At 69.0% G+C, this 22,379-nt stretch carries 20 protein-coding genes and 1 pseudogene; 10 read left to right on the forward strand and 11 right to left on the reverse strand.

From position 1 onward, the window contains the following. Positions 1–495 precede the first annotated feature (495 nt). On the forward strand, positions 496–1,854 hold the full coding sequence (locus AMD30_RS07710) for a hypothetical protein (RefSeq protein WP_055475223.1): 1,359 nt from the start codon (positions 496–498) through the stop codon (positions 1,852–1,854). Next, positions 1,851–3,083 carry a nucleotide disphospho-sugar-binding domain-containing protein gene (locus AMD30_RS07715; RefSeq protein ID WP_055475224.1) on the forward strand — a complete coding sequence of 411 codons (1,233 nt, stop codon included), beginning with the start codon at positions 1,851–1,853 and terminating at the stop codon, positions 3,081–3,083. Before AMD30_RS07710 ends, AMD30_RS07715 begins: the two co-directional genes overlap by 4 nt. Here the strand turns inward: AMD30_RS07715 and ispF are convergent. Genes ispF through AMD30_RS07730 form a run of 3 tightly spaced genes read right to left on the reverse strand, consistent with a single transcriptional unit; the run spans position 3,080 to position 4,755 of the window. Then, a complete protein-coding gene (gene ispF, locus AMD30_RS07720; protein ID WP_055475225.1) occupies positions 3,080–3,547 on the reverse strand; it encodes a 2-C-methyl-D-erythritol 2,4-cyclodiphosphate synthase in 468 nt (155 codons plus the stop codon). The two genes, AMD30_RS07715 and ispF, sit on opposite strands and share 4 nt — an antisense overlap. After that, complete coding sequence (ispD, locus tag AMD30_RS07725; protein WP_055475226.1) at positions 3,544–4,236, reverse strand: 2-C-methyl-D-erythritol 4-phosphate cytidylyltransferase; 693 nt, start codon at positions 4,234–4,236, stop codon at positions 3,544–3,546. Before ispD ends, ispF begins: the two co-directional genes overlap by 4 nt. Positions 4,237–4,266: 30 nt before the next feature. Beyond that, positions 4,267–4,755, reverse strand: coding sequence for a CarD family transcriptional regulator (locus tag AMD30_RS07730; protein WP_004020903.1), 489 nt, complete (start codon positions 4,753–4,755; stop codon positions 4,267–4,269). A gap of 446 nt (positions 4,756–5,201) precedes the next feature. Between AMD30_RS07730 and AMD30_RS07735 the strand changes: the two are divergent. Beyond that, a pseudogene (locus AMD30_RS07735) lies at positions 5,202–5,885 on the forward strand (hypothetical protein). An 86-nt stretch (positions 5,886–5,971) separates the two neighbouring features. Beyond that, positions 5,972–7,351, forward strand: coding sequence for a DNA repair protein RadA (gene radA, locus AMD30_RS07740; RefSeq protein WP_055475228.1), 1,380 nt, complete (start codon positions 5,972–5,974; stop codon positions 7,349–7,351). Positions 7,352–7,373: 22 nt separating this feature from the next. Here the strand turns inward: radA and AMD30_RS07745 are convergent, their stop codons facing one another. Then, positions 7,374–7,922 carry a PaaI family thioesterase gene (locus tag AMD30_RS07745; RefSeq protein WP_055475229.1) on the reverse strand — a complete coding sequence of 183 codons (549 nt, stop codon included), beginning with the start codon at positions 7,920–7,922 and terminating at the stop codon, positions 7,374–7,376. 106 nt (positions 7,923–8,028) lie between these two features. On the opposite strand from AMD30_RS07745, the gene disA reads away from it, so the two are divergent. After that, on the forward strand, positions 8,029–9,114 hold the full coding sequence (gene disA, locus AMD30_RS07750) for a DNA integrity scanning diadenylate cyclase DisA (protein ID WP_055475230.1): 1,086 nt from the start codon (positions 8,029–8,031) through the stop codon (positions 9,112–9,114). A 53-nt stretch (positions 9,115–9,167) separates the two neighbouring features. Here disA and AMD30_RS07755 read toward each other — a convergent pair whose 3' ends face one another. From AMD30_RS07755 to AMD30_RS07765, 3 genes are all read right to left on the reverse strand, one after another. After that, positions 9,168–10,247 (reverse strand): alpha/beta hydrolase, encoded by a 1,080-nt coding sequence (locus AMD30_RS07755; protein ID WP_311199335.1) that lies wholly within the window; start codon positions 10,245–10,247, stop codon positions 9,168–9,170. 187 nt (positions 10,248–10,434) lie between these two features. Next, a complete protein-coding gene (locus tag AMD30_RS07760; RefSeq protein ID WP_055475267.1) occupies positions 10,435–11,205 on the reverse strand; it encodes a hypothetical protein in 771 nt (256 codons plus the stop codon). 133 nt (positions 11,206–11,338) lie between these two features. After that, a complete protein-coding gene (locus AMD30_RS07765) occupies positions 11,339–11,989 on the reverse strand; it encodes a carbonic anhydrase (RefSeq protein ID WP_055475232.1) in 651 nt (216 codons plus the stop codon). Between AMD30_RS07765 and AMD30_RS07770 the strand changes: the two genes are divergently transcribed. Continuing rightward, entirely contained in the window at positions 11,988–12,884 is an 897-nt protein-coding gene (locus tag AMD30_RS07770) for an A/G-specific adenine glycosylase (RefSeq protein ID WP_055475233.1), read from the forward strand. The two genes, AMD30_RS07765 and AMD30_RS07770, sit on opposite strands and share 2 nt — an antisense overlap. 163 nt (positions 12,885–13,047) lie before the next feature. Further along, positions 13,048–14,004, forward strand: coding sequence for a hypothetical protein (locus tag AMD30_RS07775; protein WP_055475234.1), 957 nt, complete (start codon positions 13,048–13,050; stop codon positions 14,002–14,004). 69 nt (positions 14,005–14,073) lie between these two features. On the opposite strand, the gene AMD30_RS07780 is transcribed toward AMD30_RS07775, so the two are convergent. Continuing rightward, positions 14,074–14,904 carry an alpha/beta fold hydrolase gene (locus AMD30_RS07780; protein WP_055475268.1) on the reverse strand — a complete coding sequence of 277 codons (831 nt, stop codon included), beginning with the start codon at positions 14,902–14,904 and terminating at the stop codon, positions 14,074–14,076. Positions 14,905–15,015: 111 nt separating this feature from the next. On the opposite strand from AMD30_RS07780, the gene AMD30_RS07785 reads away from it, so the two are divergent. The 3 genes from AMD30_RS07785 to AMD30_RS07795 all read left to right on the forward strand — a co-directional run bounded on the left by AMD30_RS07785 (position 15,016) and on the right by AMD30_RS07795 (position 17,643). Beyond that, positions 15,016–15,324 carry an antibiotic biosynthesis monooxygenase family protein gene (locus tag AMD30_RS07785; RefSeq protein WP_035717146.1) on the forward strand — a complete coding sequence of 103 codons (309 nt, stop codon included), beginning with the start codon at positions 15,016–15,018 and terminating at the stop codon, positions 15,322–15,324. A 54-nt stretch (positions 15,325–15,378) separates the two neighbouring features. Beyond that, positions 15,379–16,014 carry an LON peptidase substrate-binding domain-containing protein gene (locus tag AMD30_RS07790; RefSeq protein WP_055475235.1) on the forward strand — a complete coding sequence of 212 codons (636 nt, stop codon included), beginning with the start codon at positions 15,379–15,381 and terminating at the stop codon, positions 16,012–16,014. A gap of 129 nt (positions 16,015–16,143) precedes the next feature. After that, positions 16,144–17,643: an aldehyde dehydrogenase gene (locus AMD30_RS07795; protein WP_055475236.1), complete on the forward strand. Its 1,500-nt coding sequence runs from the start codon at positions 16,144–16,146 to the stop codon at positions 17,641–17,643. 194 nt (positions 17,644–17,837) lie between these two features. Here AMD30_RS07795 and cydC read toward each other — a convergent pair whose 3' ends face one another. Genes cydC through cydB form a run of 3 tightly spaced genes read right to left on the reverse strand, consistent with a single transcriptional unit; the run spans position 17,838 to position 22,367 of the window. Then, positions 17,838–19,550, reverse strand: coding sequence for a thiol reductant ABC exporter subunit CydC (gene cydC / locus AMD30_RS07800; protein ID WP_055475237.1), 1,713 nt, complete (start codon positions 19,548–19,550; stop codon positions 17,838–17,840). Continuing rightward, complete coding sequence (gene cydD / locus AMD30_RS07805; RefSeq protein WP_055475238.1) at positions 19,540–21,288, reverse strand: thiol reductant ABC exporter subunit CydD; 1,749 nt, start codon at positions 21,286–21,288, stop codon at positions 19,540–19,542. The genes cydC and cydD overlap by 11 nt, the downstream gene beginning before the upstream one ends. Continuing rightward, the gene (gene cydB / locus AMD30_RS07810) at positions 21,285–22,367 is read right to left on the reverse strand and encodes a cytochrome d ubiquinol oxidase subunit II (RefSeq protein WP_055475269.1); all 1,083 of its coding nucleotides are present in this window, start codon (positions 22,365–22,367) and stop codon (positions 21,285–21,287) included. The genes cydD and cydB overlap by 4 nt, the downstream gene beginning before the upstream one ends. Positions 22,368–22,379 lie beyond the last annotated feature (12 nt).

Consider the following 22,379-nt stretch of genomic DNA (forward strand, 5'->3'; position numbering starts at 1 on the left):
CTTCCTCCGTGTTCGCCACGCGTTCGAGCACCTCGGTAGACGTCCTCAACGACACCACCGCAGACCCAGACACCACAGCCGATCGCACCAACGCGGTTAGGACGCCCTTATCAACGGTCAAGACAGTAACCCGGATCCGCCTTGATTGATAGTTTGGCGAGCAAAATGAATGGAAGGCTATGCGGTGGCAAGAGTCGGCCGACAACCCGAACTCGAACGTCCGTAGGTCCGACTAACGTGCTCGTATGGCTCTGACCCTTAGTTTTGAGGTCGCCGGAGCGCTTTTCTGCCGTAGCAATGACCGCTGGGCGCGCGGGAGTCGCCCGTTGGTCCCTGACTCGGTGTGAAAGATCTCATCGTCAGAACCCCTACCGAACCTCGGTTTCCCTCTCGTGTTTCCCGGAGAGGCGTCCGGTAGTGTGCGCGTCTTGCGGTGAAGAGTGCGGAGTCCGTACCGGCAATCACCTGACCCGATCAACCAACGGCAAGGCAAGCATGAATTTTGCATCCCTGGTCCGCCCCGACCGCACGTCGGCACCGGAGGCCGTCGACCGCCTGACCGCCGACGACGACCTGTTCGTCCGGATGGACGTCGTCCTCGGCCTCCCCGTCGTGAACCAGACACTCTGGCGGTTCCCCGGCACGGTCGACGTCGACACCATCACCGCACTCGGCCAGAAGTTGCGTTATGGGCGCCTGAGCAGGCTCGTCACCCGACACCGTGGACCGGGCCGCGCGTACTGGCGGTACACCCCGGAGGCAGGCGCGGTCTCGGTGCAGACCGAACCGGTACCGGCCGGCGACGAGGAGGCCTGGGGGCGGGCACAGGCGGACGCCCCGCTCGACTTCGAGAACGGGCCGGCGTGGCGGCTCGTCGTCGCCCGCGCGGCCGCCGACGACTCGGTGCTGGTCTCGCTGATCATCTCCCATGTCATCGCCGACGGCGGCACCGGAGCGGTCGCGGTCATCGAGGCCATCCACGGCCTCGACTACGTGCCCGGCGCCGAACCCGGCCTCGTCTCCGACGTCCGCGATGCGGCGGACCTGCTGTGGACCGCGGGCACGACCGCCGCGCGCATCTGGCGCGCGAGCCGGTCCACCCCGCCGCCCTCCCCCGTGCGGGTGACCGGCCGGCCCACACCCGACACCGACACCGACGTCGCGGGCGCCGAGACCGCGCCGAATGTCACGGTCCTGATCCCGCAGGCGGACTACACCGGGGCGGCGAAGTCCCGCGGGGGCACCGACAACAGTCTCTTCGCCGCCCTGATGGTCGGCATCCTCGAGCGCAGCGGCCGCGTGTCGGAGGGGGACGTCGTCCCGGTCTCGCTGCCGGTCTCCTCCCGCACGCTCGACGACCGGCGGGCCAACGCCAGCTCGGGCGCAACGGCTTTCGTGGAGGTCGTCCCCGGGCGCTACGACGACCTCACCGCGGTGCGCACCGCATGCAAGGACGCCTACGGCAGACTCGCCGCGAACTCGGGCGCCGTCGCGCAACGAGCCGTCGTGTTGCAGGCGCTGAGCCCGTCGATCACGCGGCGCCTGGCGTCCAAGGTGACCACACCGCTGTGCCTGGCGTCGAACGTCGGCCAGGCCCCCGACGAGTTCGCGACGCTCGGCACCGGAACCGCTGGTGCACTGTCGATCCGGGCCATCACCGCCACCGGCGACCCGGTGCGGTTGCGCGACCGCAAAGGCGGTGTCAGCGGCTGGCTCGCGATCAACGACGGCCACGTGATGTTCAGCGTCAGTTCCCTCGACCCGGTCCGCATCCCCGACGCCGCGTCCCTGCGGTCCCTCGTCGACGACGAGCTCGCCGCCTGGGGGATCTCGGGAAAGCCCTGGGGCGCATGAGGTTCGCATTCGCGGTCCACGGCAGCCGGGGTGACATCCAGCCGGCGATCGCGCTCGGCGCCGAGCTCACCCGGCGCGGACACGGGGTACGTCTGGCCGTACCGGAGGATCTGGTCGACATGACCGCCGCGACGGGTCTGCCGACCGAGGTGCTGGCACCGTCGACCGCCGAGCTCCTCGCGAGCCCACTGGTGAAAGAACGCCTCAAATCGAAGAACCCGCGCGTACGTCTGCGTGCACTCGGCGAGGTCGCCGAACACGGGCGCGCGACCTCCGAGCGCGTGATGCGCGAGCTCGCCGACTCCTCGGATCTGCTCGTGACCGGTCCGCTCGCCCAGGACCGCGGCGAGGCGATCGCACAGAGTCGTGGAATCCCGTTCGTGCCGTTGCACTTCTGTCCGCTGCGGCCCAACGCGAGCCTCGACGTCCGCTACCGCCGCTACCCCCGGCCCGTCTCGCGAGCGATGTGGCTGCTCGCCGACCGCACCTATTGGCTGACGGTGCGCGGGGCGGACCGTCGACTCCGCCACGAACTCGACCTACCGGTCGCGAAAGGCCCACTCGGAAGCCGACTCCGCGCGCGGGGCGTGCCGGAGATCCAGGCCTACGACGCCGCGCTCTTCCCCGGTCTCGACGAGGAGTGGGGCGCGCAGCGTCCGCTGGTCGGATTCCTGTTGCCCGACAAAGCGTCCCGGAGTGCGATGGCGGCCGGGAACGACGCGACGGCCGCCGCGCTGGACTGGATCGGCGGAGGCGAACCACCCGTCTATGTCGGTTTCGGCAGCATGAAGATCAGCAGCGAGCAGATCACCGCCATCGTGTCCACTCTGCTCGCCCGCGGCCTGCGCGTCATCGGGCACACCGAACACCCGCTGCCACACCACGACCGGCTGCTGCACATCGATGGGCCCGTCGACCACGAGCTCCTGTTGCCGCAGTGCGGGGGTGCCGTTCACCACGGTGGCGCCGGCACCACGGCGGCCGTGGCGCGCGCCGGGATCCCGTCGGTGGTCGCGTGGTTGAGCGCCGATCAGCCGATGTGGGCGGCCGCCCTGCGCGGAGCCGGCGCCGGAGCGGGCAATCGTCTCGCCCGGTTCGGCCCGGACGATCTGGCCCCCCTCACCGATCCCGCGGTGGCGGCGGGCGCGGCCGGTCTCGCCGCGCGTCTCACCCCGCCGGCCGAGGCCACCGGCCGGGCCTGCGACATCCTGCTGAGCTCGGGGGGTTAGCCCGCGGCGTCCAGCAGCGCGGTGGCCACCGCGGCGATCCCCTCGCCGCGGCCGGTCATGCCCAGGCCGTCGGTCGTTGTCGCCGACACCGACACCGGGCCGCCCAGCACGTCGGACAGCACCTGCTGCGCCTCCGCACGGCGCGGTCCGATCTTGGGCCGATTGCCCACCACCTGTACGGCCGCGTTCACCACGCGGAGCCCGTCGGCCTCGATGAGAGTCCGTACGTGCGAGAGCATCTGGACTCCCGAGACACCCTCCCACTCCGGGCGACCGGTGCCGAACACGGAACCCACGTCACCCAGACCCGCCGCCGACAGCACCGCATCGCACAGCGCGTGGGCGCCGACGTCGCCGTCGGAGTGGCCTTCACACCCCGGTTCGTCGGGAAAATACAGACCGACCATCCAGCACTCGGCGGACGCGTCGACGCGATGGGCATCGGTACCGATGCCGACCCTCATCGCCCACCGACCATGTCGCGCACGATACGCAGGTCCCAGGGCGTGGTGATCTTCATGGCAAGCGGGTCTCCGGGGACGAGGTGGACATCGATTCCGCATGTCTCGACGAGGCCGGCGTCGTCGGTCGCGATACCGGCGTCATCGGCGTGCGCGCGGAGGAGGGCGTCACGGGTGAAACCCTGGGGGGTCTGTACGGCGCGCAACTCCTCGCGGTCGACGGTCCGCGTCACGCGTTCGAGACCGGCCGGGCCGGGCTCGACCTGTTTGAGGGTGTCGACGACGGGAACGGCGGGGACGACCGCCTGATGCCCGGCGCGGATCGCGGCGACGACGTCGGTGAACACCCGCGCGGGGGTGAGTGGTCGCGCGGCGTCGTGCACGAGCAGGATGCCGGCGTGGCCGGCGGCGGCGATGCCGGCGCGCACCGAATCCGACCGGTGAGCGCCACCGGCGACGACGCGCACGCCGGTCAGCAACGCCGATGCCCGCTCGACGAGGTCGGCGGGCACCACGACGACCACGGTCGCCCCCAGCGAGGCGGGGATGTTGTCGACGCATCGCTCGAGGATCGTCCGTCCACCCACGTCCACGAAGGCCTTGGGCACCGGCTCACCGAGCCGGGTTCCCGACCCGGCGGCCGGGATGATGACACAGACTTCTGCGCCGGAAAGCTCCGGCGTAGGGGTCACGAAGAGTCCTGAACCAGGTGCGACCGGCGGTCAGGAAGCGGCGGCGAGAACCTCGTCCAGCATGCTGGTGGCCTTCTCGTCGTCGGTGTTCTGGGCGAGTGACAACTCGTCGACCAGAACGCGACGGGCTCGGGTCAGCATCCGCTTCTCACCGGCCGACAACCCACGATCCTGTTCGCGACGCCAGAGGTCGCGGACGATCTCGGCGACCTTGATGATGTCGCCCGAGATCAGCTTCTCCTGGTTCGCCTTGAACCGGCGCGCCCAGTTGGTCGGCTCCTCGGTGTGCGGGGCCCGCAGAACCTGGAAGACCTGATCGAGACCTTCCTGCCCGACGACGTCGCGAACGCCCACGTACTCGAGCTTCGTCGAGGGAATCTGAACGGTCATGTCACCGTCGGCAACCTTGAGAACAAGGTATTCGATCTGCTCACCCTTGATGGTCCGGGTCACGATGTCTTCGACCCGGGCAGCACCGTGATGGGGGTAAACGACGGTGTCGCCAACTTTGAAATTCAATGTTCCTTGCCCCTTTCGAGTGAAGCCAGTCTAGCACGGGCGTTCCGAGGCACCCACCCAACGGTGCAGGTCAACGCGGTGAACAGGTTTCATGACAGGCTCTTGCGAGGTCGCGAGGGGTGCGCGGTGAGGGTGCGCTACCCCACCGGAGCTCCCCGTCGGCCTGGCGCGGGGTACGCCCCACCACGGTGTCGACCGGGCTCCCCGGCACCGCCCGCCGACCCCTGGGACGACGTGGGCACGACCACCCGGCGACCGCTGCGGGGCCGTGGCGCCGGCGACGGCGACAGACCAATCGGGTACCCGGCCGGACTTTTCCGCACCGCGCCCACTACGCTGCGTAGTGCAGGGTTTCGCGCGCTGCATGTCGGCTTCGTTTGACCTGGGAGGATCGGGTGTCAGTGCTATCACTTTCCGCGCGGCGGTCGGCGGTTCGGCCATCTCGCATGGTGACCGCGGTTGCCGCGATCGGCATCGCCGTCGCCCTCGGCACCACCGGCTGCGGTGCGGGTCAGATCTCGCAGACCGCCAATCAGCTGCCCGCGATCAACGGCGCGAACGTCAACTACGACGAACTCGAGCTCCGCGACGTGCAGATCCTCTACCCCGAGAACGACGCATCGACGGTCTTCGGCGACGGCGGACCGTTCGAGCTGGCGTTCGTCATCGCCAACTCCGATCCGCTTGTCTACTACCGCCTCAAGGGGATCAACCCCGAGGAGGGGCAGGTCACCTTCATCGAGGGCGCTGAGGCCGATGACCGCGTCATCCCGCCCAACGGGGCGCTGCGCGGCGGCACCCCGGTCGGCGCCAACGCCGAGTTCGAGAAGCGCCTCAGCGTCGAGCTCGACAACACCGGTGACACGGTCGCGGCGGGTCTGACGACCGAGCTGACGTTCGTGTTCGAGAAGCGCGAGGCCGACGGCCGCTGGGTCGATGCCGGCCAGACCACCGTCGACGCCCCGGTCGACGGCGGCGCCGAGCTCGAGCGCCAGGACGTGGCACGTAACGCCGAGCCGACCTTCTACAACTAGCATCACGGCGACGAGGGCCACGGCGAAGAGGGCTCCGGGGCCGGCACCGGCGAACACGGCGCCGACGGCGAGGGTCACGGCGAAGGCGGCCACTGACCACCGGTCGAACCACTTCCACGAGCGAGGCCCGGCACCCGCCGGGCCTCGCTCGTTCTGTCGGCCCCGCCACCTAGGCTGACCGGGTGGCCAGAACCAAGACGTCCTTCCGCTGCACCGCGTGTGGCCATCAGGTGCCCAAGTGGGTGGGCCGCTGCCCCGAGTGCGGCGAATGGGGCACCATCGGCGAGGTGGCCGGGCCGGCACCGTCGGCGCGCTCGACCGCGGCGGTCGCACCGTCGAGCCCCGCTCTGCGCATCACCGAGGTCGACGCCGAATCGTCCGCCGCGATCCCCACGGGCATCGGCGAGCTCGACCGGGTGCTGGGCCGCGGCGTCGTCCCGGGCTCGGTCATCCTGCTGGCCGGTGAGCCCGGCGTCGGCAAGTCGACGCTGCTGCTCGAAGCCGTCAAACACTGGGCGGCACAGGACCGCACGGCGCTCTACATCACCGGCGAGGAATCTGCCGGGCAGGTCCGCATGCGGGCCGAGCGCACCGGCGCGGTGCACCCGAACGTCTACCTGGCCGCCGAGACCGACCTCGCGACGATCCTCGGCCACGTCGACTCCGTCGCGCCGTCACTCATGATCGTCGACTCGGTACAGACCCTCGTCGCCTCCGGGGCCGACGGCGTCACCGGCGGCGTGACCCAGATCCGGGCGGTCACGACCGCACTGGTCTCGCTCGCCAAGAACCGCGGGGTCGCGGTCATCCTCGTCGGCCACGTCACCAAGGAGGGCGCGGTCGCCGGGCCGCGGTCGCTGGAGCACCTCGTCGACGTCGTACTCGCGTTCGAGGGTGACCGGCACTCGACGCTACGCATGGTCCGCGGTGTCAAGAACCGGTTCGGTGCGGCCGACGAGGTGGGGTGTTTCGAACAGCGCGACGACGGCATCCATCAGGTCCCGGATCCCTCCGGAATCTTTCTGCATCAACGTGATTCGGATGTGAGCGGCAGCGCGACCCTGGTGACCATGGACGGCAAACGCGCACTGGTGGGCGAGGTCCAGGCGCTGGCGAACGGCACCGAGATGAACATTCCGCGCCGGGCGGTCTCCGGCCTGGACATGAACCGCGTCTCGATGGTGCTCGCGGTCCTGCAGGCACGCGGGGGTCTGAAACAGATCGCGAAGAGCGAGGTGTATCTATCCACGGTGGGCGGCATGCGCGTGACCGAGCCGGCCGCCGATCTCGCGATCGCGCTCGCTGTGTACTCCACGGTGAAGAACCAGCCGATCCCGCAGTCGACGGTGGTCGTCGGCGAGGTCGGGCTCGGCGGTGAGGTCCGTCGTGTCTCGGCCGTCGCGCGCCGACTCGCCGAGGCGAAGCGACTCGGCTTCCGGGAGGCGATCATCCCCGCGGCCACCGACGAGGAACTGCCGACGGGCATCCGGATCCTGCGTGTGGCGAACCTCGGCGACGCCGTCGGTCTCCGCGACGCCGATCCGGTGGACGCGCCCTTCTGACCCGTCCCCCTGGCCGCTACGCCTAGGGGTACATCCGGCGTTTGTACTCCTCCGCCCGGGCGCTCTTCTCGACATGGGCGGCGAAGTGCTTCCGCACATCGATCGTCACGAAGATCGCGTGTGCGCTGGCCACCGGCTCGTCCGGATTACCGATGTGGGCGACCGCCTCGGTGAAGATTTTGCGGCGCTGTCGGCCCAGCAAGGTGCCGGTGAACTGCAGCGTCGAGCCCACCGGGATGGGCCGGATGTAATCCACCTCGAGATGCACCGTCACCCCGGAGGGCCCGATCAGGAGCGGGATCGTGCCCATCACCTCGTCGAACGCGGTGCTCAGGATGCCGCCGTGGATGACGCCGGGGCCGCCCTCCATCCGGGTCTCGACCTCCATCGACGCGTCGACGGTGAACCCCTCACCCGCATGCACCACCAGATGCAGGCCCTGCGGGGAGTCCGGTCCGCAGCCGTAGCAGGTCGGGTTGTGCATGCGGACGGGTTCGCCCGGCTTCGCCGCCTTCGGGTGGCGTTCCACCTCGTCCAGGTCGTCGGGCACCACGAAACTGCTGCTCTTCACACCCCGGTACCCTAGTCACCATCAGAACGGCCGATGTCGCTGGCATCCGGCCCGGCGCGGGTGGGCGCCGTCCCCGCGGGGACGGACGGGTCACTGGAGGGAAGTCATGGTTGCCGAGGTGGTCAGATCCGAGCTGACGCGCGACACGGTGGCGCGCGTCGCGCCCGGCACGCCGCTTCGTGACGGCCTCGAACGCATCCTGCGAGGCGGCACCGGCGCCCTCATCGTGCTGGGGCACGACTCCGACGTCGAGAAGATCTGCGACGGCGGTTTCCACCTCGACGTGGAGTTCGCGCCGACGCGACTGCGCGAGCTCGCCAAGATGGACGGCGCAGTCGTGCTCTCCACCGACGGCAAGCGCATCGTGCGGGCCAACGTCCAGCTGGTCCCCGATCCCTCCATCCCGACCGAGGAGTCGGGCACCCGTCACCGCGCGGCGGAGCGGACCGCCATCCAGACCGGGCATCCGGTGATCTCGGTGAGCGCGTCGATGTCGATCGTGAGCGTCTACGTCGACGGCGCCCGCCGGGTCGTCGAGAGCCCGGACCCGATCCTGTCCCGCGCCAACGTCGCGCTGGCCACCCTCGAGCGGTACAAGGCCCGGCTCGACGAGGTGATCTCGGCGCTGTCGCGCGCGGAGATCGAGGACTACGTGCTGCTGCGCGACGCGATGTCGACCGCCCAGCGCATGGAGATGGTCCGTCGTGTGTCGGCCGAGATCGAGGAGTACGTCCTCGAACTCGGTGTGAACGGCCGGCAGGTCAGCCTGCAGCTCGAGGAGCTGATCAGCGACAACGACACCATGCGCGAACTGCTCGTCCGCGACTACTACGCCAGCCCCGAGCCGGCGACCGCCGAGGATGTCCGCCAGGCGCTCGAGGTCGTCGAGAACCTCAGCGACGCAGACCTTCTCGACCTCACCCTGCTCGCCGGGGCCTTCGGGTACCCGACGACGATCGAGGCCCAGGACACGGCGATGAGTCCCCGCGGTTACCGTCTGCTCGCCCGGATCTCGCGGCTGCAGTTCGCCCACGTGGACCGGCTCGTGCGCAGCTTCGGGACCCTACAGGCGCTGCTCGCGAGCTCGTCGGCCGATCTGCAGGCGGTCGAGGGTATCGGCAGCATCTGGGCCCGCCACATCCGTGAGGGACTGTCCCGCCTGGCCGAGACCAGCATCGAGCGCTACGACTGATCGCGCGTATTCGGGCGACTGGTACCTCGATCACGGCAACGGCCGCGAGGCCGCTAGTTGGACAGCAGTGCTCGTTCGATCATCTGCGCGTCATCGTTCGCGTCCGCCGACCACGCATACCAGTTGTGTCCGCCGTTCCGATAGTTGAACGAGATCGGCAGTCCGAGACGTGTCGATACGGCCTGGAGGGCCACCGTCGAGAACATAGCGCCAGACTCCAGCGCAACTCCCAGAGCTAGCGCGGTTGCCGCCTGCTGCACGAGCTTCGGACCCGATCCGGGATCAGCAGCCAATCGTTCCTGAAGGACCTGGTTGGCTTCGCGGAGTTCATTGCTGGTCGGAATTCCGTTCCCGGAGGAAACAATCACGGTCTGGCGAGTTCGCGCGACTTCGCCGATACGGGACAGGACGTCGTTCTGTGCCCAGCGGTTACCCGGCGCCTCAGGGTCTCCCCACATCGCGGTGCGTCCGTTCTCGATGTCGGCACGCTCACGCTGGATGGCAGGTATTCCCAACCACCCGAGCGGGTTGTCAGTCGGATAGTAGCCGGAGTAGGAACGGGCCACTTTGAACACCGTTGGATGGTCCAGCGCAAGGACGATCGCCGGACCCGCGGACATCGATACCCCGACGATGCCGTTGCCCGATCTCGGCACATCGAAGTTCCGCTGCAGATACTTCGGCAGTTCGACCCCGATGAACGAGCTCCATTGCGGCGGAATCGACTGACCGGTGGGCGCTTTCTCCCAGTCTGTCATCCACTCACCTGCACCACCGGCCGGAAAGACGAGAGTGTTGACGGAATCGTAGGCAGCGACGGTTTCAGGCTCCGCTGTCCACGTACTGAACTCCGGATTCGACCCCAATCCGTCCAGGAAGTAGATTCCGCGCCCTGCCTGGCGCTCTCGTGTGTCTGCGGCTCGGATCTGGACCGTGGCCTCTCGCCCGAGCGCAGTCGAGTCGAAGGTACAAGTCTGTAGGTTCTGAGCGCGCTCGGCCGGCGTTCTCCAGACGCAACCCGCGTCAGCCCTGAGCATCTCCGGGTCGGATGCCACTGCGGGCCCGCTGCCCCACACCAGCGCTGATGATGCGCACGTCACCGCAACGCCCGCGGCAACCACACAGCGACGCATGAACGCCTTGAATCCGACTCGGATGAGAGACCTCCCCGCCAGACGAGACCGAGGTAGGAGATCTCATCATTGATACTCAACGAGTCGGTACTTTACCTAGCGAACGAATAGTTCGCGGTACCCGCCTGGCCGAGACCAGCATCGAGCGCTACGACTAGTCGCCTGGCCCGGCGAACGTGACCGTCGCTCAGGGCTGTTGGGCCGGGGCGACCATGTTGAACGTGATCGGGAACGATTCGCGTTCGCCGATCTTGCCGATGGCGGAGTAGGAGCCGGCGGGCACCTGGGTCCGCGGGCGCTCGCAACCGGGGCTGCTGGTGGTGCCCGACCAGGTGATCGTGTCCTTGACCTGCTGCGCAGGCTTGAGCACCACGTTGTTGACGGTGTTCAGCGGCGAGCAGTCGCGCGCCGACCACAGCGTCCGGGTGCCGTCCAGGGTGCGGACGATGACGTTCTGCACGGCCTTGCCGACGTCGCGGGTGCACTCGGACAGTCCCGCGTTGGTGGTCACGATGGTGAACACCGGGTTCTGTCCGATCGTGTAGGTGGGCTTGTCGGTGTAGAGGACCACCGAGATCGCCTGATCCGGGCACAGGGCCGGCCCGCCGGCCGCTCCGGGAACGCCTGCTGGACTTGTCGATTCGACCGGGGTCGCGGACCCCGCGGGCGGCCCCGCCGGAGCACCCGCCCCGCCGCCGGCGCCGCCCCCCGCATCCGGTTCACCGGAGGCGCCACCCGCCTGCGGTTCCGACGCGGGCGGCGCGGATGTCGTCGACGACGCCGATGAGCTCGACGACACGCTCGCGGTGGCTGCGGTGTTCTGCGGATCCCCGCTTCCCGACGTCATCCACACGATCAGTGCTACGACCAGACCGACCACGACCAGCGCACCACCCGCGGCGACGACGCGGCGTCGCCAGTAGATCTCGGGTGGCAGCGGGCCCTGGGGTTCGATCACGACCACAACGCTAACGGCCGGGTCTTGACTTCTGGTTCATCACGTGCGGCGTGTCGCAGCGGGAAAGCGGTCCCGAGCAGGCAAAGTCTAGAGTTCGCCTTCAGGTCCACCGCATGCGGAGACGAATACGACGTCAGGCAGACTCGGCCACCGCGGTGGGCGCCGGGCGTTCACCGATGTCCCCGTACACGCCCTGGACGTTCACCTGCCCCTCGCTGAGCTGGTAGGTCAGGCCGACGATCGCCAGGCGGCCGGTACTGATCCGATCGGCGATGATCCGGCTGCGCTGCATGAGCAGCTGCCCGGTCTCCACCACATGGCGGGCCTCGAACTCGTCGACTCGTGTCAGGCCCTCGCTACGGCCGGCGAGGATGCTGGGGGTGACCCGTTCCACGACGTCCCGGATGTAACCGCCGGGGATCTGGTTGTCGTCGAGCGCGTCGAGGGTGGCCTTCACCGCGCCGCAGCTGTCGTGCCCGAGGATCACGATGAGCGGCACCTGCAACACCTCGACGGCGTACTCGAGCGAACCGAGGACTGCCGAGTCGATGACCTGACCGGCCGTGCGGACGACGAACATGTCGCCGAGGCCCTGGTCGAAGATGATCTCGGCCGCCAGCCGCGAGTCGGCGCAACCGAAGAGCGCGACGTGCGGATGCTGGCCCCCGGCGAGTCGCGCCCGGTCCTCGATACCCTGGCTGGGATGCTGAGATTCACCTGTCACAAATCGGTTGTTGCCGTCGCGCAGGATGCGCCAGGCCTGCCGTGGTGTCGTTGCGGTCATGCCCAATAGTGTGCCATCGGGCCATCTGCTCGGTTGGTTCGATATGCATGAACGGGATCTTCCGTGGCGTGACCCGTCGTGTAGCGGCTGGCAGATCCTCATCAGCGAGATCATGTTGCAGCAGACGCCGGTGTCCCGGGTGGTCGAACCCTGGCGGGAGTGGGTCCGGCGGTGGCCGGCCCCCTCGGCGATGGCGGTCGAACCGGCCGGGGAGGTCCTGCGGGCGTGGGGCAAGCTCGGCTACCCCCGACGCGCGCTCCGCCTTCACGAGTGCGCCAAGGTGCTTGCCGCCGACCACGGCGATCGGGTTCCCGAGGATGTCGAGACCATGCTGGGACTGCCCGGTATCGGGGACTACACCGCACGGGCGGTCGCGTGCTTCGCCTATGGACAGGCCGTGCCGGTGGTCGACACCAACGTCCGGCGGGTCATCGTCCGCGCGGTTCACGGGCGCGAACAACCGGCGAATCCGTCGCGGCGGGATCTCGCCGACGCGCAGGCGCTGCTCCCCCGGTCCGTCGACGGCACCTACGCCGCGTCGGCACCACGCTTCTCGGCGGCGCTGATGGAACTCGGCGCGCTCGTCTGCACGGCTCGAAACCCCAAGTGCGACATGTGCCCTCTCGTCGACGGTTGCACCTGGGTCGGCCTCGGCCGGCCGACGCACTCCGGACCGCCGCGCCGGGTGCAGAAGTTCGCCGGCACCGACCGTCAGGTGCGCGGGCTGCTCCTCGATGTCCTGCGCAACACGAGCGGCGCCGTCGACCGCGCCGCACTCGACGTCGTGTGGACCTCCGACACCGCCCAGCGCGACCGGGCCCTGGATTCGCTGCTCGTCGACGGGCTCGTGGAGATCACCGCAAGCGGACGCTACTGCCTCGCCGGCGAGGCATAGCTCCGCCGGGACTCCGCCGAACGGCTCCGAGACGGCTGTACCGGAACTCCGCTCGAGCCGGTGCCGACAGACCTCATAATCCGTGCCGGGTTCATTGACCAGTCGTTTGATCGTTCGGAGATAGTCTCCCACCACGCCCGGATCGTTGCTAATGTCCCGATCCATGAGTCAGCCGCCGTATCCCCCTGTCCCGCCGCCGGACCCGCAGCAACCGGGCGGCTTCCCCGGGCAGCAGCCGCCCCAATACGGGCAGCAGCCGCCGCAGTACGGGCAGCAGCCTCCCCAGCAACCGCCGTACGGCCAGCAGCCGCCGCCGCAGCCGCAGTACGGCCAGGCCCCGCCTCCGCCGCCTCCGGGCGGGCCGCAGTACGGTGACGCCGGGGCCTATCCCGGAGCCCCGGATCCCTACGGCGCGCCGGGAGATTCGGGCAAGATCGACGTGGGCACCGCGTTCTCGTGGGCCTTCGGCAAATTCAAGAACAACGTCGGCGCGATGATCCTGCCGGGCCTCGCGATGTTCCTGCTTTACGCGGTGTTCCTCGGGGTCTTCTACACCGTTTTATTCGCCAGCAGTGACGACCTCGTTATAGACGAGAACGGGTATATCCAGTCCGGCGGGCCTGGAATCGGTACTTACATCCTAATGGCGCTTATCGCCGTGGTCTTCTACATCGGCATTCTGTACTTGCAGGCGAGCATCATCTCCGGAGCGGTCCGTGTCGCTAACGGCGAACCTGTATCCGCGGCATCTTTCCTGACCCCGATTCGATTCGGACCAGTGATCGGCACCGCGATTCTGGTCGGGATCATCACAGCCATCGGTACGTTCCTGTGCGTGCTCCCCGGCATCATCGCCGCGTTCTTCTTGATCTTCTCGATCGTTGCCACAATCGACAAGGGGCTATCGCCTGTCGAGGCACTGAAGGCATCGTTCGAGTTGGTGAAGTCCAGATTCGGCGACTCTCTACTCACGTGGTTGGTGACTTACGCAATCACCCTGGTCGGCGCCCTACTGTGCGGAATCGGCCTGATCGTTGCAGCTCCCGTCGCCCAGCTGTTTTTCGTGCACTGCTGGCGTCGGCTCAACGGCGCGCCCATCGCGCCGGCCGACCCCGCCTGACGCCACCCGTTCCTCCTCGGGGCGTACACGATTCGTCGTGTACGCCCCGAATTACGTTGCGCGGCGGTCTCAGCGGTCGAGGCCGGACAGGAATGCCTCCACCGCACCGCGATACACATGTGGCGCGTCGTCGTGGATCAGATGTCCGGCATCCGGCACGCGGAGATGCCGGGCGTGGTCGTTGACCGCGCACATCGTCCGCATCTGCCCCGGCGGGGTGACCCCGTGCTCGGCCTCGATCAGCAGCGCCGGCACGCCGACCGAACGCCATTGCGTCCAGAAATCGCGTCGGCCCCATTCCTCGGCGATCGCGGCCCACAACGGAATCCGACCGTGTAACCGGCCGTCGTCGAAGGCCTCGAAGAAGTAGCGGCCGGCCACCGGCCCGAACATCTCGACGGCTTCGGCCTCGGAGGCGAATCGGTCCGGCCAGGACTCGAACCACGGGGTCCAGCTCGTGGTGGTCCGGCCGCGGAAGTCGGGGGCCATGTCCTCGACGACCAGCGCTGCGACGAGTTCGGGGTACTCCGCCGCCGCGCACCAGGCGTGTAGGGCTCCCATCGAATGCCCGATGAGGACCGCAGGCCCGCGGTCGATCCAGGTGAGGACCTCGGCGAGGTCGGCGACGAACCGCTCCGTCGCGAGTTCGCCGTCGTCGCAGGGTTGTTCGGCGTCGGCGCCGGTGTGGAACGCGGCGTCGTAGGTGAACACCCGGCCGTACCGGCGCAGCCACGGGACCTGGCGGCGCCATGTCCGTCCGCGGCCCATCAGGCCGTGCAGCAACACGATGGGCGGCGCCGCGCGCTCGACTGTGGCCGACGATCCGTTCGCTTCGTCCGCGACTTCGGGACCACCGTGGTCGCGAAGTCCGGTCTCCTGCGGAACCTCACCGTCGAACATGCCAGAACTGTAGTCGCAGAACCGCAGTGCCACCGACGACCGGCACGGGGCCCGACCACCGTGTCGTCGTTCCCCAGACGACCGCCCCCGCACAGCGCCTATGGTGGACGCATGTCTGTTGTGAAGATCAATGCCATCTCCGTCCCCGAGGGCGCGGGCCCCGAACTGGAGAAGCGGTTCGCCAATCGCGCCCACTCGGTCGACGGGTCCAAGGGGTTCCTCGGATTCCAGCTGCTGCGTCCGGTCAAGGGCGACGACCGCTACTTCGTCGTCACCGAGTGGGAGTCCGAAGAGGACTTCCAGGCCTGGTCGGCGGGTCCGGCCCGCGAGGCGCACTCCGGTGAGCGCGCCAAGCCGGTCGCCTCGGGTGCCGATCTGCTCGAGTTCGAGGTCGTGCTCGACGCGCGGCCCAAGTCCTGAGACGAGCACGCCCTGACCCCTGAACCGGCGGCGGGCGCGTCGCTCGTCGCGCCGATGTTCCCGCTCGGCACCGCCCTGGTGCCGAGCGCGGAACTACCGCTGCGCATCTTCGAACCGCGCTATCGGCAGATGCTCGACGACCATGTCGACACCTCGACCGATCCACCCACGGTCCGATTCGGCGTGGTGCTGATCGAGCGCGGTTCGGAGGTCGGCGGCGGCGAGTCACGCTGCCGCGTCGGCACGCTGGCGCACGCCGAGATCACCGCCCGGCTACCGGACGGCCGCGCGACGCTGACCGCGATCGGCCGACGCCGGTTCCGGGTCGAGGAATGGCTGCCCGACGATCCATATCCGCGCGCCCGCATCACGGTGTTGCCCGAGCGGACCCCGAGCCGCTCCGATCTGGCCCGTCTGCGCGACCTCGCCGAACGACACCGCGAGCTCATCCGGCGGAAGTTCCGCGCCGCCGGCGAGGATCCCGAGCCGATCATCGCCGCCTTCGCCCTCATCGACTCCGATCCCCGGGCCGCGGACCTCTCGCCCATCCACCGGTGGGCGGCGCAGACGGCGGGACAACCGCATGACCAGCAACGACTCCTCGAGGCCGAGGACCCGACCGATCAGATCGAGATCCTCCACGACGTGATGCAGGGGATGGAGGCCCGGGTGGCCTTCGGGAGTTCCTGACGACCACCCCTGGCATCAGAGTTAGAACGTGTTCTAGTATTGCGTGTGCCGTAGTTCACACCTGTCCGTCGGCGGCTGTCGACCGCCCACGCCCGGGCAGGGCCCCGTCCTCTGAGGAGCACACGCGTAATGACCGAGACCGTGGAGTCCCAACCCGCCACCCTCATCGGCGGGGGCGATCAACCCCAGTTGCTCATCGGCGGCCGATGGGCCGATCCCCATTCCACCGAGACCCTCGAGGTCCACTCCCCCGCCACCGGTGAGCGCGTCGGTTCGGTACCGCTCGCCGATGCCACCGACGTCGACGCCGCGGTCCGCGCGGCGCGCGCGGCCTTCGACTCCGGGGTCTGGAGTTCGACGCCGCCCGCACAGCGCGCCGACATCATCGCGAAGGTCGCTGATCTGATCGACGAGCGGGGCGACGAGATCACCGCGCTCGTATCCGCCGAGATGGGCGCGCCGCCGAGCGCGATCAGCACCCTCCAACAGCTCCCCGGCACCGGTGTCCTGCGCGCCTACGCCAACGCGGCCCGTGACTACCAGTGGGAGGAATACCGCACCGGCCTGTTCGGCACCACCAGGATCACCCGCGAACCGGTGGGCGTCGTCGGCGCGATCTGTGCCTGGAACGTCCCGCTGTTCATCACCTGCAACAAGATGGGTGCCGCGCTGGCCGCAGGCTGCTCGGTGGTGCTCAAACCCGCACCCGAGACCCCCATGACCGGCAACTACGTCGCGCAGCTGTTCATCGAGGCGGGCGTTCCCGCCGAGGCGATCTCGGTGGTCACCGGTGGCACCGAGACCGGGCAGGCGCTCGTCGCGCATCCCGACGTCGACAAGATCACCTTCACCGGTTCGACCGCGGCCGGCAAGGCGATCGGCGCCGCCTGCGCCCAGACCCTCAAGCGGTGTTCGCTCGAGCTGGGCGGCAAGTCGGCCGCCATCGTCCTCGACGACGTCGACCTCGCCGCGAACGCTTTCATGCTGACGTTCCTCGGCCTGTTCAACACGGGCCAGGCATGCGTCGCGCAGACGCGAATTCTGGTGCCGCGCAGCCGACAGGACGAGATCGTGGCCGCGATGGTCGAGGCCGCGAAGGCGATGAAGGTCGGGCTGCCCTCCGATCCGGAGGCCCAGCTCGGACCGCTGATCACCGAGAACCAGCGGAACAAGGTCGAGGAGTACGTCGAACTCGGCAAGAAGGCCGGTGCCACCGCGGTTCTCGAAAGCGAGCGTCCCGAGGGACTCGACTCCGGCTACTTCCTCACCCCCACGATCTTCACCGGCGTCACCAACGACATGGCCATCGCGCAGGAGGAGATCTTCGGTCCCGTGCTGTCGGTCATCGCCTACGACGACGTCGACGAGGCCATCGCCATCGCCAACGACTCGAGCTACGGACTCGCCGGCACGGTGTGGACGAACGACGTCGAGCGCGGCATCGAGATCTCCACCAAGATCCGCACCGGCACCTTCGGGATCAATTGGTACGCCATCGATCCCGAGTCACCGTTCGGCGGTTACAAGAACTCGGGCATCGGCCGTGAGAACGGCCGAGAAGGTCTCGAGTCCTTCCTCGAGCACAAGTCGACGATGCTGCCGATGGGATACGAGGTGTCCACGGGTTAGCCCTCCCGCCTCTCACAGGGGGGAACCGGGGCCGGACGACGTGTACGTCCGGCCCCGGTTCTTGTTTCGTGCCCGCCCACAGGCAGAGAGCCGCTGACTATTGCTCCCTGAGGTGCGAGGAGCGATAGCGACGAGCCACGAAGGGCCTGGTGAGGCACGCTGCGGAGCCCTTCGTGGCTCGCTTCGCTCGCACCTCAGGGAGCAGAAAGGGGCCGGCCCGCCAATTCGAGGACCTCCACCGCACCGGTATCGGCCGGTGGCTGGTGCGTCACCACGACGACGATGCGGTCGGGCCCGAACAGGTCCCGCTCGATCCCCAGGAGGCGCCGCAACAGCTCGTCGGAGTCCGCCTCGTCGAGATGCTCGGTCGGTTCGTCGAGCAGGACGACCGGCGCGGGATGCAGCAGTGCGCGGGCGAGCAGCAGTCGCCGCCGCTGCCCGCCGCTCATCGCATCGGCCCCACCGGTGAGGACGGTGTCCAGACCGTCGGGAAGTGCTGCGGCCCAGCGCTGCAGCCCGGCGGCCGCCAGCGCGGTGTCGATCTCCTCGTCGGTGATGTCACCGCGGGCGACGCGCAGGTTCTCGCGGACCGACGTCGAGAAGATGTGCGCCTCCTCGGCGAAATAGCATCCCGCCGAACGTAACCCGACGATCGAACCGTCGCCGACGTCGACCGCCTCGACGTCCCCGGCCATCGGCGGCAACAACCCGGCGAGGGTGAGGAGCAGCGTCGACTTCCCCGCCCCGCTCGGGCCGGTGACCACCAGACGCGAACCAGGTCGCAGGTCGAGATCCACGCCCGCCGCGGGACCGAGGACCTCCCGATCCCGGTGTCCCCAGCGCAAGCCCGTGGTCCTCAGGCGCACCGGAGACCGATACACCTCGGCGTCGGTTACATCGACTGTTCCGTCGGCGTGCGCCCCGTCCACCAGCGCCATGAGCCGGGCCGCACTCTGTCGGCTCCGCTCGATCTGCAGCCCGGCCTCGGTGAGCGGCGCGGTGGATTCGAAGGCCGACAGCGGCAGCAGGACGAGCACACCGAGGATCATCGGCGTCAGTCCAGCCCCCGAACTCACCCCGGCGAGCGAACCCGAGGTCGCCGAGGCCAATTCGACGGCGATGACGCATGCCGCGATCAGCGACGCACCCAATGCCAGCGGAGTCGCCGCCGCGGCGGATGCCTGCCACCGGATACCCCGGTCCGTGGCGTCGAGATGGCGGCGATCCGCCGCTGCGGCCGCTGCCAGCGCGTGATGGCGTCTGCGTGCGACGACGAGTTCAGGCGCGTGCCACAGCGCCGTCGTGGCGGCCTCCGTGGCCTCGGACGCGGCCTGCGCGCCGTCGCGGATCGACCGGGCACCACCGCGTGCGGCCAGCCACGGCGCCACACCGCCGCTGACGGCCAGCGCGAGTGCGAGCACCACGGCCGCGGGCACCGAGACCAGCGCCATCACCACCACTGCCGCAAGCGATGTCGTGGCACCGATGCCGATCGGGATGAGGCCGCGGATGAGGGCGTTCCCGATCTCGTCGACGTCGTCACCGGTCCGGTTCAGCAGTTCACTCCGCCGCAGCGTGACCGAATAACCCGGTGCGCCCGACGCCAACGCCGTGTACACCCGTTGCCGCGCGGTGGCCATGGCCTGCAGAGCGAGATCGTGGGTCGCCAGCCGTTCCAGATAGCGGAACACACCGCGCGAGATACCCAGCGCCCGGACCGCGGTGATCGCGACCGACAGGTACAGCACCGGCGGCATCTGCCAGGCGCGGGTGATCAGCCAGGCAGACAGCGCGGCGAGGAAGAGCGCCGACAGCGAACCGCCGACGCCGAGGGCGAGCGCGGCGATGGTCGGACGCCCCCGAAGACCCAGGAACCCCAGGGCCCGAAAGAGCGGATCACCGCGCATGATCCACCTCCGCGACCGTGCCAGTGCCTGTGCCCGCCGTGCCCGAGACCGCCGTGCCCGAGACCGCCGGGAACTCGATCGCCCGGTCCGCGTACTCGCGGGCGACACCCCGATGCGCGACCACGACGACCGTGTCCCCGGCGCGGGCGCGATCGCGGAGGGTCGCGAACACCTCGCGTTCGGATGCCTCGTCGAGATGGGCGGTCGGCTCGTCGAGGAGCAGCAGCGGCGCCGGTGAGGCGAGGACGCGGGTCAGCGCGAGGCGCTGCCGCTGTCCGGCGGAGAGCCCGACCCCGCCCGTTCCCAGCACCGTGTCGAGCCGTTCGGGCAACTCGACCACCACATCCGCGAAGCCGGTTGCCGCGGAGGCTGATTCGAAGGCGCCGCGGTCCAGGGCGCCGTAGAGCGCCAGGTTCTCGGCGACCGTGCCCGGCACGATCACCGGCTGCTGGGGCAGCCAGGCGATCTGTTCGTGCAGCGCCGCGGGATCGGCCTGGGCGACCGGGGTGGACCCGATCAGCACCGACCCCTCGTCAGGAGCGAGCAGGCCCATGATCGTCGAAAGCACCGTCGACTTTCCCGACCCGTTGGGCCCGGTGAACACCGTCAGCGAACCCGGTTCGACCGTCGCGCGAAGGGATTCCGGCGCCCACCCGTCGCGGCCGTGGACCCCGACGTCGAGCAGCGTGATCGGCGCTCCGGCGACCGTGACGCCCCGGCTCCCCGCGGCGGGCACCGCCGGACCCGACCCGGCGGACGCCGGCGCGATGAGCCCGAAGACCTGCTCGGCAGCGGTGAGGCCGTCCGTCGAATTGTGGAACTGCATCCCGACCCGACGCAGCGGCAAGTACGCCTCCGGCGCGAGGATCAGTGCGAAAACACCGGCGTACAACGACATCTCGCCGTAGACCAGGCGCAGACCGATACTCACTGCCACCAGCGCCACGCAGAGCGTCGCGAGCAGTTCCAGGACGGCACCCGACAGGAACGCGACACGCAGCGAACTCATCGTGCTACGGCGGTACGCCTCGCCGAGCTCACCGACGCGCGCCGCCGGGCCACCGGCCCGGTTCAGCGCCCGCAGGGTCGGCAATCCCGCGATGAGGTCGAGGAGCTGGGCGCTCAGCCGGCTCATCGTCGCCAGCTTGCGCGTGGTGCGGTCGCGTGTCATCAGTCCGACCAGAACCATGAACAGCGGGATGAGCGGCAGCGTGACGAGGATGATGAGCGCCGAGGGCCAGTCGGCGAGGGCGATGACCACCGTGACGACCGGCGTCAGGACCACCGCGGCGACGAGGGCCGGCAGGTAGCCCGACAGATACGGCCCCAGTGCGTCCAGACCGCGCAGGAGAACCGTGCTCGCATGTTCGCGGATCGCGGTCAGCGACCGTGGCGAGGTGCGGGCCGGATCGGTGAGGACGTCGAGCGCCTCGGCGCGCAACTCGGCGATCGCCCGCTCGGCGGCCCGGTGTGCGTACCGATCGTGCCCGTAGGCCATCGCCGCCCGCACCACGAGGGCGGCGGTCAGAATCGCCAGATGCGCTCCCTGCGCGGCGAAGGACCGCGCGCCCGGCGACACGATCAACTCGGAGACGATCGAGGCCACCATCGCCGCCACCACGATGATCGCGATCACCTCGGCCACCGCGAACACCGCGGTGACCCCGACGTAGCGGCGGGTCGTCGGCGAATACCGCAGCAGCCGCGGATCGAGCGGGGGCCGGGCGGTGCGACTCACTTGCTCGGGATTCGCAGCGACGGAAGTCCGGCCGGGTCCGGGATGTGCGCGACCGACAGCCGCTTGCGGAACACCCAGTAGGTCCAGGCCTGGTAGGCCATCACCACCGGGGTGATGAGCACCGCCGCCCACGTCATGATCGTGAGTGTGTAGTCGCTCGACGCCGTGTTCTCGATGGTGAGGTTCCACTCCGGATTCAGGGTCGACGGAATCGCATTCGGGAACAGCACGGCGAACAGCGTGGCGACCGTGCCCGCGATCGCGATGCAGGTGAACATGAATGCGTAACCCTCGCGGCGGATCTGCGTCGCCACCACCATGCCGACCGCGGCGACGGCGGCGATGAGCACCGGGATCCACGTCCACGAGTTGCCGTACGCGAACTGGGTCCACAACAGGAACACGGCGGCCACGATCAGTGTCGGCCAGGCCAGCCGGGCGGCGTAGCGAGCCGAATCCTCCTGCAGCACACCGGAGGTCTTCAGCGAGATGAACACCGCGCCGTGGGTGAGGAAGGCGAGCAGGGTGGTCGCACCGCCGAGAAGGGCGTACGGGTTGAGGAGGTTGAAGAACCCACCGGTGTACTGGGCGTCGGCGTCGATCGGAAGCCCGCGCACGATGTTGGCGAACGCCACACCCCACAGGATCGCCGGAATCCACGACCCCAGCCCGATTCCGATGTCGCACCACATGCGCCAGCGGGGATTGTTGATCTTGCCCCGCCACTCGATCGCGCAGACCCGCACGATGAGACCGATGAGGATGAGGAACAGCGGTAGGTAGAACGCGCTGAACATGGTGGCGTACCACCCGCCGAACGCCGCGAACAGCGCCGCACCCGCGGTGATGAGCCAGACCTCGTTGCCGTCCCAGACCGGGCCGATGGTGTTGAGGAGCGCGCGGCGCCGTTTGTCGGGATCGGCCTCCGGATCGTCGGCGGCGACCTTGTCGTCGCCACCGGTGTGGCTCGATCCGAGGATCGGCATCAGCATGCCCACGCCGAAATCGAAGCCCTCCAGGACGAAATACCCGACGAACAGGAACGCGATGACCAGGAACCAGACTTCTTCGAGACTCATGATCACGCTCCT

The sequence above is a fragment of the Gordonia sp. HS-NH1 genome (assembly GCF_001418765.1).
Lineage (GTDB): Bacteria > Actinomycetota > Actinomycetes > Mycobacteriales > Mycobacteriaceae > Gordonia.

Bases quoted from the DNA above. Each gene is read 5' to 3' on its own strand.
- AMD30_RS07765 (WP_055475232.1), bottom strand. From the start codon at position 11,989: ATGACCGCAACGACACCACGGCAGGCCTGGCGCATCCTGCGCGACGGC.
- AMD30_RS07795 (WP_055475236.1), top strand. From the start codon at position 16,144: ATGACCGAGACCGTGGAGTCCCAACCCGCCACCCTCATCGGCGGGGGC.
- disA (WP_055475230.1), top strand. From the start codon at position 8,029: ATGGTTGCCGAGGTGGTCAGATCCGAGCTGACGCGCGACACGGTGGCG.
- AMD30_RS07715 (WP_055475224.1), top strand. From the start codon at position 1,851: ATGAGGTTCGCATTCGCGGTCCACGGCAGCCGGGGTGACATCCAGCCG.
- AMD30_RS07770 (WP_055475233.1), top strand. From the start codon at position 11,988: ATGCCCAATAGTGTGCCATCGGGCCATCTGCTCGGTTGGTTCGATATG.
- AMD30_RS07710 (WP_055475223.1), top strand. From the start codon at position 496: ATGAATTTTGCATCCCTGGTCCGCCCCGACCGCACGTCGGCACCGGAG.
- AMD30_RS07775 (WP_055475234.1), top strand. From the start codon at position 13,048: ATGAGTCAGCCGCCGTATCCCCCTGTCCCGCCGCCGGACCCGCAGCAA.
- ispF (WP_055475225.1), bottom strand. From the start codon at position 3,547: ATGAGGGTCGGCATCGGTACCGATGCCCATCGCGTCGACGCGTCCGCC.
- AMD30_RS07790 (WP_055475235.1), top strand. From the start codon at position 15,379: ATGTTCCCGCTCGGCACCGCCCTGGTGCCGAGCGCGGAACTACCGCTG.
- AMD30_RS07785 (WP_035717146.1), top strand. From the start codon at position 15,016: ATGTCTGTTGTGAAGATCAATGCCATCTCCGTCCCCGAGGGCGCGGGC.
- cydB (WP_055475269.1), bottom strand. From the start codon at position 22,367: ATGAGTCTCGAAGAAGTCTGGTTCCTGGTCATCGCGTTCCTGTTCGTC.
- AMD30_RS07780 (WP_055475268.1), bottom strand. From the start codon at position 14,904: ATGTTCGACGGTGAGGTTCCGCAGGAGACCGGACTTCGCGACCACGGT.
- AMD30_RS07755 (WP_311199335.1), bottom strand. From the start codon at position 10,247: ATGCGTCGCTGTGTGGTTGCCGCGGGCGTTGCGGTGACGTGCGCATCA.
- cydC (WP_055475237.1), bottom strand. From the start codon at position 19,550: ATGCGCGGTGATCCGCTCTTTCGGGCCCTGGGGTTCCTGGGTCTTCGG.